9 protein-coding genes and 1 pseudogene are annotated in these 11,708 nt (G+C 44.6%); 3 read left to right on the forward strand and 7 right to left on the reverse strand.

The genetic code is table 11. The features are described 5' to 3' along the window. Positions 1 to 108 precede the first annotated feature (108 nt). Both AC121Z_RS08520 and AC121Z_RS08525 read left to right on the forward strand, forming a co-directional pair. Entirely contained in the window at positions 109 to 1,410 is a 1,302-nt protein-coding gene (locus AC121Z_RS08520) for a DASH family cryptochrome (RefSeq protein WP_498128097.1), read from the forward strand. Beyond that, positions 1,401 to 2,927 (forward strand): cryptochrome/deoxyribodipyrimidine photo-lyase family protein, encoded by a 1,527-nt coding sequence (locus tag AC121Z_RS08525; protein ID WP_498128099.1) that lies wholly within the window; start codon positions 1,401 to 1,403, stop codon positions 2,925 to 2,927. Before AC121Z_RS08520 ends, AC121Z_RS08525 begins: the two co-directional genes overlap by 10 nt. Before the next feature lie 178 nt (positions 2,928 to 3,105). Here the strand turns inward: AC121Z_RS08525 and AC121Z_RS08530 are convergent. Then, positions 3,106 to 3,360: pseudogene (locus AC121Z_RS08530) on the reverse strand (hypothetical protein); the annotation flags it as partial. A gap of 169 nt (positions 3,361 to 3,529) precedes the next feature. Between AC121Z_RS08530 and fabA the strand changes: the two are divergent. Further along, entirely contained in the window at positions 3,530 to 4,051 is a 522-nt protein-coding gene (fabA, locus tag AC121Z_RS08535) for a bifunctional 3-hydroxydecanoyl-ACP dehydratase/trans-2-decenoyl-ACP isomerase (protein ID WP_498128100.1), read from the forward strand. A 69-nt stretch (positions 4,052 to 4,120) separates the two neighbouring features. Here fabA and rmf read toward each other — a convergent pair whose 3' ends face one another. The 6 genes from rmf to pyrD all read right to left on the reverse strand — a co-directional run bounded on the left by rmf (position 4,121) and on the right by pyrD (position 11,642). Next, the gene (gene rmf, locus AC121Z_RS08540) at positions 4,121 to 4,294 is read right to left on the reverse strand and encodes a ribosome modulation factor (RefSeq protein WP_100641438.1); all 174 of its coding nucleotides are present in this window, start codon (positions 4,292 to 4,294) and stop codon (positions 4,121 to 4,123) included. A 308-nt stretch (positions 4,295 to 4,602) separates the two neighbouring features. Next, positions 4,603 to 6,309 carry a DUF3466 family protein gene (locus tag AC121Z_RS08545; protein ID WP_498123612.1) on the reverse strand — a complete coding sequence of 569 codons (1,707 nt, stop codon included), beginning with the start codon at positions 6,307 to 6,309 and terminating at the stop codon, positions 4,603 to 4,605. 19 nt (positions 6,310 to 6,328) lie between these two features. Then, positions 6,329 to 8,272: an ATP-binding cassette ATPase Uup gene (uup, locus tag AC121Z_RS08550; RefSeq protein WP_498123613.1), complete on the reverse strand. Its 1,944-nt coding sequence runs from the start codon at positions 8,270 to 8,272 to the stop codon at positions 6,329 to 6,331. After that, entirely contained in the window at positions 8,269 to 8,499 is a 231-nt protein-coding gene (locus AC121Z_RS08555; protein WP_498123614.1) for a glutaredoxin family protein, read from the reverse strand. The genes uup and AC121Z_RS08555 overlap by 4 nt, the downstream gene beginning before the upstream one ends. Beyond that, a complete protein-coding gene (rlmKL, locus tag AC121Z_RS08560; protein ID WP_498123615.1) occupies positions 8,496 to 10,601 on the reverse strand; it encodes a bifunctional 23S rRNA (guanine(2069)-N(7))-methyltransferase RlmK/23S rRNA (guanine(2445)-N(2))-methyltransferase RlmL in 2,106 nt (701 codons plus the stop codon). Before rlmKL ends, AC121Z_RS08555 begins: the two co-directional genes overlap by 4 nt. A 33-nt stretch (positions 10,602 to 10,634) precedes the next feature. Beyond that, the gene (pyrD, locus tag AC121Z_RS08565; protein WP_498123616.1) at positions 10,635 to 11,642 is read right to left on the reverse strand and encodes a quinone-dependent dihydroorotate dehydrogenase; all 1,008 of its coding nucleotides are present in this window, start codon (positions 11,640 to 11,642) and stop codon (positions 10,635 to 10,637) included. Positions 11,643 to 11,708: the final 66 nt, after the last annotated feature.

Consider the following 11,708-nt stretch of genomic DNA (forward strand, 5'->3'; position numbering starts at 1 on the left):
TCCTTATTCGTTCTATTTGCTGTTGTTACATACTCTAATGCAAAGTTTTTCGATCCATTAAACGTGAATTTTGCTATTGATTGTGTATTTGTTTTGTTAGGGGCTGTAATGAGCAAAACACGAGGACTTTATATCTTTCGTAATGATTTGCGCTTAAGCGACAATCCTGCTCTCAATGTGTTGTGTGAGCAAGTTGACGAGCTCGCTTTGGTTTATCTGTTAGAAGACAGTTTATTTGCCACCAATCAATTTGGATTGATCGGTTTGGGGCAAAATCGTAAGCGTTTTTTGTTGCAAAGTTTATGTGACCTCGCTGATCAATTGAAAGAACAATCACAACACCTTTGGGTAATTCAAGGCAACTTTGTTGACGTTTTCGAAAGACTGCTTCATGAATATCAACCGCACATGGTTGGAATGGCTAGTCACTGTGGGGTGTTTGAACAAAGCCAAACCAATAACCTCGCTACTTTGACACGAAAATGCGGTGCCCAATTGATAGCGAATACGGCCGAATGCTTATTTAATCAAACGGATTTGCCGTTTGAGCTAGTTGACCTGCCTGACGTATTCTCACCATTTCGCCGTAAAATAGAGAAGCATCTAACACCCAAGGAAGCAGTTGCACGAGTGAGTAAATTTCCACCCGTTTCAACTGCGTTCCAGCACTATATAGCAAATTATAAACAGATTGAACTCAAGCCGACTTTAACGAGTCTCGGTAACTCGCCCTACTACTCTAAGTTCATCGGCGGTGAGCGCGCTGCACAACAGCAGCTCGCCTATTACACTTTCGAGACGGATCTCATCGCTACGTATAAGGACACGCGCAATGGTTTAGATGGGTGGGAGTTTTCATCTAAATTATCTGCCTGGCTGGCACATGGGTGCGTATCTCCACGGCAGGTCTACGCTAAGTTAACATCCTATGAGGCTAACGTTTGCGTAAACCAGTCTACTTATTGGCTTTATTTTGAACTGCTTTGGCGCGATTTCTTTCATTGGCAGGCCTACAAACATCAACAGGCTTTGTTTCAGTTTTCTGGTATCCAGAAACGAATGCCGTCTACCCAGCACGAACCGGATAAATTTAGGCGCTGGCAACGAGGAGAAACAGGCTTCGAAATCGTCGATGCCTGTATGCGTCAATTAACGTCAACAGGTTTCATGTCTAACCGAGGTCGTCAATTAGTCGCAAGCTGCTTTGTGCATGAACTTGCATTGGATTGGCGCTACGGCGCAGCTTTTTTTGAACAAGAACTAATTGACTATGATGTAGCGAGTAACTGGGGGAACTGGCAATATCTCGTAGGTGTGGGAAGCGACCCACGTGGTCATCGGCAGTTTAATCTGGATAAACAAACTCAACAATATGATCCTGATGGAGCGTTCCGACAACAATGGCGATAAGCAAACTCACGCCACTGCAAATTGTTTGGTTTAAGCGGGATCTGCGCTTACGTGACCATGCGCCGCTAGCCATGGCGTGTAATAACAATCACCCTGTCATTTTACTGTATATTTTTGAGCCACTGCTACTTGAGGATCCGCATTACGATAGTCGCCATTGGCAATTTGTTTGGCAATCGATTCAGGATCTCAATGAGCAATTGTCTTCCTTTAATAGTCAGATTTTAGTCGCGCTTGGTGAAGCCCAAGATGTGCTCTCAGTGTTACATGCAAACACGGCCTTTCAATTATTATTAAGTTACGAAGAGGTAGGAATCAACAAAACCTTTCAACGTGACCGCATCATAAAGAAGTGGTGTCAGGATAAACTTATCGATTGGCAAGAAGTTGCTGATGCCGGAATAGTGCGCGGCCTTACACACCGACGGCATTGGTTAAAAGCCTGGCGGGCATTCATGCACGAAGCGGTTTGTGACCCGGATCTCAGTGCTCTCACACCGGTAAATCTTCGTCCGCTGTGTAACGACTCATTTCTCAATACGCCGATTCTTAACACTACAACACATAAAGCAGAGGATGTTTTTAACCCGATAATAAAAGCAAATAGTAACCGCCAACCTGGTGGCGAAAAGCGTGCATGGTCTGTGTTAAAAGATTTCTTAAAAGAACGCGGTGAATTGTATCAAAAACATATCTCAAAACCGGCACTTGCCCGGATCGCTTGTTCTCGTCTCTCACCTTACTTGGCGTGGGGTAATATTAGTAGCCGGCAGGTTTATCAAACAATTCAACGTTCGCAAACCATTACCCAATGGAGAGGAGTAAAACGTGCCTTTTTGTCACGCATCCAATGGCGCAGCCATTTTATCCAAAAATTTGAATCTGAATGCCGCATGGAGTTTGCTCCAGTTAACCGCGCTTATGAAAACTATCCCTATGCTGAAGCAAACGATGAATTTTTACGTGCATGGTGTACAGGCAATACGGGATTACCTCTCGTAGACGCTTGCATGCGTGCATTATGCCGCACGGGTTATGTAAACTTTCGTATGCGCGCAATGTTGGTTAGTTTTTTGACTCACCATCTAAATATGGACTGGCGAACTGGCGTCCACCACCTTGCCCAGCAGTTTTTGGATTTTGATCCCGGGATCCACTATCCACAATTTCAAATGCAAGCGGGGGTCACTGGTACCAATACTATTCGTTTGTATAATCCTGTTAAACAGTCATTAGAACATGATCCCAATGGCGAGTTCATCCGCGCTTGGATACCAGAGCTCACGCTCGTGCCAGCGCCACTCATCCACACACCTTGGCAGTTAACGCCAATGGAACAAAGGCTCTATCAAGTTAATCTTGGCGTAGATTATCCTCACCCAATTATTGATACAGAAGTCAGTGGTCGTGATGCTCGGGATAGACTATGGAAGTTTAGAACTCGCGACGATGTTAAACATGAGGCAAATCGAGTATTGCTTCAGCATAGTCTTCCGAATAAACCATCAATGAGGTAGAACTTTTGCAATCAACAGGTTAAATATCGTAAAGGTATTGCTTTGTCTTAACACCATTAATCATCATTTAGGATACTTTCTTCACGGGACTGCCCGTCTGTACTTCTCGTTGCTCTTGGTTTTGATTAGGACCAGGTGGTAGCGGAGGCTGATCGCTAGCGCTTAATTCTTCTGCTGGCTCGTGGTCTTTCAACCATTTAGTCAGTAAACCAATTTGCCCACATTTGTAGGCCGCGTAAGTGAGGCGCAACGCATTTGATAACACTTCACTGTCACTCCAATGGGTAATCTGGCTTATCTCTTTATAGCTATGCATTGCTTGGGGCGTAATATAGCCGCGCACCAGCTTCTTACCCTGCGCTTTCTGTCGCTCGCGAAACCGTTTTTGCTTTAATGCATTTGCAGAAGGTGACTTTTTTTTGTTGGTTTTCATTGCTTTGCTCAAGGAGAAACTCCTTTGTTTAACACTGAATTAGTGTAGCATAATCTGCATATTAAAAGGTTATGCGTTACCACAAAAGAATAAAATTCACTGTTCAGAGTTGTTTAGCGTACAAGTGTTCGCTAAATTACGCGCAACTAAATAGAAGTAATGAGAACTTATGTCCTTAACCAACCAAAACAGTTTTACCCGTGAAGAGCTTTTAGCCTGTAGCCAAGGCAAGTTATTTGGTCCAGGAAATAGCCAGTTACCTGCTCCAAATATGTTAATGATGGACCGTATTGTGTCCATCACTGAAGATGGCGGTAGCGCTGGTAAAGGTGAAATAATTGCTGAACTGGATATTACTCCAGACCTGTGGTTCTTTGACTGCCATTTTCCCGGTGACCCAGTAATGCCTGGCTGTCTCGGTCTCGATGCAATGTGGCAATTGGTGGGATTTTTCCTCGGCTGGAGCGGTGGCCCTGGTAAAGGTCGGGCTTTGGGTGTAGGTGAAGTGAAATTCACTGGACAGATATTACCCAGCGCTAGCAAAGTTACTTATCACATTGATATGAAGCGTGTGGTTAAACGTAAACTCTTTATGGGGTTGGGAGACGGTATCGTTAAAGTAGACGGTCGAGAAATCTACTCTGCTAAAGACTTAAAAGTGGGATTGTTTCAGGACACCAGCAACTTTTAAACATTCTTTGATAAAAAGAAAACCCCGCAATGCGGGGTTTTGTTGTAAATTCTGAATTGATAATTAGATTTAGCGGCTAAACCCTAAATTTCTATCCTCAACGGCCTCTCTCCATCCTCCTAACCATTGCGACCTGGCATCTGAGGTCTGGAATGGACATAACTCTTTCGAACGGCCAGTAATACCGGCTTGGTACCCTTTAGCATGTGCACGTGTCAATTTATCTCTTTTTTGTCTTTTCATTGAGTTACCTCTGTTGAATTGATCATTTGTGCGGTGAAACTTTGAGTTGGAAACTGTCGCATTATTTTAAATTTCACCCACATATTAGAGATAGTGGAACAGGACATTTGGTTCAAGGTTATTTCATCGCATTACTACTTGACAAACGTTAAATTGATGAAACTTTTATGAATTTTTCATTACAATAAATCGTTATAATAATGGTTATATTTGAGGCTCCAAGATATATAAGAAATAAACCGCTAAAGTGGTAAAGCAGATAGTAAAAAGCCGCACTTTGTGCGGCCTTAAAATGTGCGATGAAAACACTACACCATCTTTCTACGACGCCAGAATATCATTGCCAATAATGCCAATAAAGCCGTTGGTTGATTGCTGGCCCCCTGCCGTTCTATCGGCTCCTCAATTAGCTGGCATTCATCGATCTGGCCATTCGGAATAGGCACTAGCTTGACCGCGTAGACAGTGTCTTCAATAACAGTATTGCCATTTTCATCGAGAAAGGTCTCACCACGAATATTCTTACCTTCCTGCCTAATTCTGGCGTTGGCAATAATTTCGTTATTATCATTAATGTCCACGGCGTCTATTAAGGTGTAGGGACTATCGCATTCGAGTAATGTGTTTAAATTAACCAGACTGTCATTAGCAATATCGTACATAAATGCGTTCTTTTCGCGAACTTGCTCTGCTGATGCTTCAATTTCGCTTTCACCGACAATGATATTGTTACTATTGATCGCTCGCGGTGTTGTACCAGCACTGGCAAAGAAACCGCGCGGATAAGCGGCAGTTTGCGTCGCGAGATCATAGACAAACATTGTTGCACGCGACACACCATTAGACTCACGTGTCACTGTGCCAACGATATAATCATCATTAATTAAAGTTGCACTGCTCAATTGGTTTTCTTCTCGGGGCAACAGCTCTGTGATCACGCCATCAGCGAATGAAACTGCAACAATTTCAGCCTCTACTTGTCCAAACGATGCACCAGGGCGAGTAATTGACACACCCTGCCCTGTCATTGAATCACCCACCGCTACGCCAGCATTGTTGATGTCGTACGCTCGGCTAACATAGTTAAATGTGTTATCTGCTTCTGGCTCAAAAATCAGCCCATAGGCCGTCGTATTAACCAGCTCTCCAGCAGAATTTAACTGCCAAACATGGGCTCTGGTTTGTGCCGCTCTTCGCAATACGTCGGCTAACCCACCGCCATTTTCGCGTAAGTTACGCAAACAGAGTTCTTCCGGAATATCGCCACGCGTATCTTCATCTGCACAACTTTCAATCAAAGAGACCGAGTTCTCTGACAATGCTGTTGCGCCAAAACCAACAACCTGAAGATTATCATTAATGGCAACGGCTTCACTGTAGCCACCTAAGCGAGTTTCAAGCGACAACAATGGCGTTGTCACACCATTAAAGTCAGCGAATGCTCGATTGATGTGCTCATTTAATACAAATGTTGCTTCATCACCACTGTCGTTAACGTAATCAAGTTTACTGTAAGGGCCGACGCCACGCCCAACACTGATGCCACCTTCGATAGCGTCACGCACTATCGTATTCGCACTTTGGGTGTAATCGTTAAAGGTGTCAGTGATAATATCAAATCCCGGGATCAATACGCTGTCAACACCATCGGTACGATAACTTCTGTACTGTGCTAGGCGCTGCAAAACTACGCTATTTGCGGCGCGAGCTTGGATCAATATATTGACAACGGTAGTCAGATCTTCTGTATTAAAATTACCCGCCTTTGCTGCATCCAGGTCGGTTAACGCTGCCACTAAGGTTTCACTGTCAAAATCTAACAAACTCACGTCTACCGGAGGATTAAACTCATCACGCACTGTGACGTACATGTTGCCGTCATTGGTAATTGCCTGAGCGAAATGGTTGACCGCCACTGTATCTAGGGGTAAGGGCTCAATACGATACTGAGCGGCTTCGGCGAGACTAACTGACAGTGCCAATGCGGATGCAAAGGCCAGTTTGGATAACTTCATTAATTGTCCTGTTTCTAATTTATTCTAGCGCACTTTCTAGTTCATCCCAGCGGTCAAACGCTGCTTCCAATTGCCGCTCAATCTCGGCTAATTGCTCTAGAGCAGGCGTTGTTTGCTCCGCGGGCTGATTAAAAAAATCGGGCTCATTTATGCGTAGTTGTAACTGCGCTTGCTGCTCTTCTAAATCCTGAATTAACGCAGGTAACGCATCGAGTTCACGTTGATCTTTGTATGATAACTTTTTCGAGCGTTGGGGAGAAGTCTCGCGTTTAATTCCGTCGTTATGACCGGACTGAGGCTTATTAGTTTCATCAAGTTCAGTTTTTTTCTGATGCGCAGAACCGGCGGATTTCTCAGTAGCTTCGTTGTTTGCATACCACTCTTGTACATCAGTATATCCTCCGACAAACTCAGCAATTTCGCCGTTACCCGCAAAGTACAGGCTGCTAGTAACAACATTGTCCACGAACTCACGATCGTGGCTAACTAGTAGGAGGGTACCAGCATACTCAACCAATAATGATTCAAGTAGCTCTAAGGTCTCTACATCAAGGTCGTTGGTGGGTTCGTCTAAGATCAATACATTACTCGGCTTGAGCATCAAACGTGCGAGCACAAGTCGATTTTTTTCTCCCCCTGACAATGCACGTACAGGAACATTCGCACGTTCCGGGGCAAACAAATAGTCTTGTAAATAGCTCATAACATGGCGCGGTTGACCGTTAACGATTAGATCCCGCTTACCATCACCGACACTATCAATAACAGTTTTGTCCAGATCTAGCACGCTTCGGTGCTGATCAAAGTAAGCGATTTCAAGATTCACGCCTTGTTGTACTGCGCCTGACTGAGGTTGTAATTCGCCTATCAATAACTTTATGAGTGTGCTCTTGCCACAACCATTCGGACCAATAATCGCGACTTTATCCCCGCGTTGAATATTCACGCTGAAATTACTTACGATGGTTTTACCTTCGATACTGTAATGTAAATCGGTCGCTTCAAATACCCGTTTACCCGAACGATTGCTAATATTTTGCGACAGGGTTGCTTGCCCTACCACTTTACGCCGGGCTTTATATTCTTCACGCAATGCCTTAAGCGCTCTAACACGTCCTTCATTGCGGGTACGCCGCGCTTTGATCCCTTGCCTGATCCACACTTCCTCTTTGGCGAGTTTTTTATCAAACTCTGCCTGATGACGGGCTTCAATTTCTAAATCTTCGGCTTTCTTCACCAAATAATTAGCATAATTTCCGTCATAACTGGTTAACTTACCACGGTCGAGATCGACGATCCGGGTAGCAAGATTCCGAATAAACGCTCTATCGTGGCTGATAAACACGATCGCCCCGTTAAACGCCTTAAGGTGTTGTTCTAACCAACGGATCATCTCGATGTCTAGGTGGTTAGTTGGTTCGTCCAGTAATAAAACATCTGGCCCTCCCACTAATGCGCGTGCTAGTGCGGCCTTGCGCCGCCATCCTCCTGAAAGTGAGGCAAGGGATTGCGCCCCATCCAGCCCTAACATAGTTAACACATTGGCAATTTGCTGCTCTAATTGCCATGCATCTTTTGCTTCGAGAGATTCTTGCAAACGCTGCAATTTATTTAACGCGGCTTCGGTTGGCGACTCACTAACAACTTGTAATTGCTTAAAATAATCCCGTAATACCGCACCTGCATCACTTAAGCCTTCGGCAACATAATCAAATAAAGTCACCTCAACACTTTCCGGTGGATCTTGTGGCAATCGGGCAATTTTCACGCCCCCATCCACTACCCTCACACCATCGTCTAATTGCACATCATTAGACAAAATCTTCATTAACGTAGATTTGCCACTACCATTCCGTCCAACGATACAAACCCGTTCCTTTGCGTGCAAAGTGAATTCAACGTTATCCAGTAACGGCGGCGTGCCAAACAGCACTGATGCCTGCTTTAATTGTAATAAACTCATGCTAAAAATTGTTCTAATTCAGACTGTTCAAATGGCCAATGTAATTCACTTTGATTGTCCTCTCTGCGGAGTACTGGGATCATCAAAGCATACCGATGATAGAGGTCGTGATCATCACGGATATTCTGTTTAATAATATCTAAATCAGAGCGGTCGAGAGCATTCAATAATCGATAGGCATCGTCACACAAATGGCAGCCTGGGCCTGTCATGAGCGTTAGTTTCATCGCGATAAAATCCAACATTGATGAATTTTAGGGTTGCGTTTGAAATCCTCCGGAATGGTCTTGACAGAGATGTTTTCAATCGTCAATCCCAAACTACTAAGGGCATCTTCATCAAGCTTAAAGCTGCGTAGGTTATTTGAAAACATAATCTGTCCATTAGTATTCAAACATTTAACTGCGTGAGTTAAGAGCGCGACGTGGTCACGTTGGACATCCCATGTCGTTTGCATACGTTTAGAATTCGAAAACGACGGTGGATCGATAAAAATCAAATCGTATTTACGCTGGTGTAGGCCTATCCATTCAACACAATCAGCTTGTACAAATTCATAAGCACCGGTTAATCCGTTCAAGCGAAAATTATCTTTAGCCCATTGCAGATAGGTCTTTGACATATCGACTGTCGTTACACTACGCGCTCCGTTTAACGCGGCATAAACTGACACGCTGCCAGTGTAGGCAAATAAATTGAGCACATCTTTGCCACGAGCCATTTGCCCTACTAAATAACGTGTTTTACGGTGATCCAGGAATAAACCACAGTCTAGATAATCCGTTGGGTTAACATAAAATTGCGCCCCCTGCTCTAGCACGGTTATTCGATTCGCTTGCGAATCCACCTTGGTGTATTGCGCCGTGCCTTTTTGTTGGCTGCGAACTTTCAAGGCTATCTTCTTCGGATCGACACCGGTCAATGCCGGTAATTGAATGATAATGTCACTTAACCGACGTTTGGCTTTTTCCGCCGGTATATCTTTAGGAGGCGCATACTCTTGTACGATCATCCAATCAGCATAAACATCAATCGCCACATTATAATCTGGCAAGTCTGCGTCATATAATCGATAAGCATTAGTATTTGCTTGTTTAGCAAAACGTTGCATCTGTTTTATATTTTTACGTAGACGATTGGCAAACTCATCACTACCCTGGCTGGCGCGCGTTTTGAGGTTTTCTTCGTCAAGGTAAAAATTTACCAGCTTACATTCTAATTTACCGTTCATCAGCGAGTATTCTTGCTTTGCCCGCAGCTTAAGTTGGCGCAATAAATCACGCTCAGAGGTGAGTAAGCTTACATGCCAGTTTTGATAATTAGCCTTTAAATGATCGCCCCAGCGATTGAATAATGGGACAAGCTCCGCTAGGTCACTTAGGCGCTCACCGTAGGGTGGATTAGCAACAATATAGCCAGCTTGTTGAGGCGTAATTTTCAGCTGCGTAGCGTCTTGACGCGAAAACTCAATGAGATCAAACACTCCCGCTTGACTAGCGTTCTTTTTGGCAATTGCAATAAGACCTTGCTGACTGTCATTGGCGATTATTCTGCCCGTATGTTCGCGCACAGACTGCTTAGCATGCTCTAACAGTGAGATCCAGAGGCGCTCGTCGTGTTGCGACCATGCCGCAAAGCCCCAGCGTTGACGGATTAGCCCAGGCGCTCGATTACTGGCCATTAAGGCGGCTTCAATCGCGATAGTGCCCGAACCACACATGGGATCCACTAAGGTTGATTGCTGTTCATTTACCCAGCCTGAGCGATACAAAATGGCTGCAGCCACATGCTCTTTTAGGGGCGCCTCACCAGTCTCAGTGCGATAACCGCGTTGATGTAAACTACCGCCGGATAAATCGACGCCAATAACCACTTTGTCGCGCCACAACCGCGCTTGAATAATAAAGTCTGGTGCAATCTTATCGACATTTGGACGTGCTAAACCAGCTTCGGTAAAACTATCAACGACAGCATCTTTTACCAGCTGAGCTGCAAACTGACTGTTTTTGAGTGCCCGATTTGTGCCACTGAAATTAATTAAAAATCCAGCTCGAGCTGAAAATTCTGCATTCCATACCACATCTTGAGCCGTGGCATATAGCTGTTCAGCATTATCGGCCGGGCCTTCAGCCAAGACCCAAATAACTCGATTGGCGAGTCGGGACCATAAGCATAAGCGATATGCGTCCGCTAGGGTCGCTTCAACGATCACTTGCCCCGGTTTTATACGTGCATGTAATTCTGGACATAAACTTTCGACTTCTTGCTTTAATAATTCATCCAAACCACGGCTGGTAGTCAGGATCACCGTATTTGTCTTATTCGTCATAATTCTGACTGCCCTATCGGTGAATACTTGGGTTTAGAGTGCATTGATAACATCTTTAATTAATTTCGGACCTTGATATATCATCGCTGAGTATATCTGTACGAGCGAAGCACCGGCAGCGAGCCGTTCTTTTGCTGCTTCTGGACTGTCAATACCGCCTACACCGATGATTGGCATGCGCCCTTCTAAAGCATCAGCTAACACTCGAGTTACGTGTAAACTCTTTGCGGTTAGCACTGAACCGGATAACCCTCCAGCTTCATCTGCATGAGGTAAGCCTTCAACTGCCTTGCGCTCAAGCGTGGTATTGGTAGCAATTACGCCGTCTAACCCAGAACGTAATAACGCTTGTGCAATTTCGCGGATTTCACTGTCTGTGAGATCCGGGGCAATCTTAACTACCAGTGGTTTGTATTGACCATGTTGCTCAGCTAATTCAGTCTGACGCAACTTTAATCCACTTAACAGGTGATCCAACGCCTCACCATATTGCAGGTTACGTAAACCGGGAGTGTTCGGTGATGAAATGTTGACGGTGATATAGTCTGCGATGGGATAAGCTTTATTTAGACATATGAGATAATCATCTAACGCCTGTTCCTCTGGCGTTTGCTTATTTTTGCCAATATTAATGCCCACAATACCATCGTACTTGGCGCGTTTTACGCGCTCGATAAGATAATCAATACCTTTATTATTAAAGCCCATACGATTAATGATCGCGTGCTTTTCAGGAAGTCTAAACAATCGTGGCTTGTCGTTACCCGGTTGTGCTATGGGCGTTACAGTTCCGACCTCAACAAAGCCAAATCCCATTGCGCCAAATGCATCCACGCATTCTCCATTTTTGTCTAAGCCTGCAGCCAAACCCACTGGGTTTTTGAACTGCAAGCCCATTACTGATACAGGTTTAGGATTAACGGCTTGGGCATAGGTACAGCGCAACACATTTGATTGTGAGTATTTTAACCAGTTAATCGTTAGGTCGTGCGCTTTCTCCGGATCGCAATTAAGTAAAGCGGTTTGTACGAGTCCGTACATAGTGGTTCATATCCTCATAGCAAAACGCCTCGCATTGCGAGGCGTTTTAATCACAATGGGGTTATT

This window comes from Alteromonas sp. DYW1 (assembly GCF_059752595.1).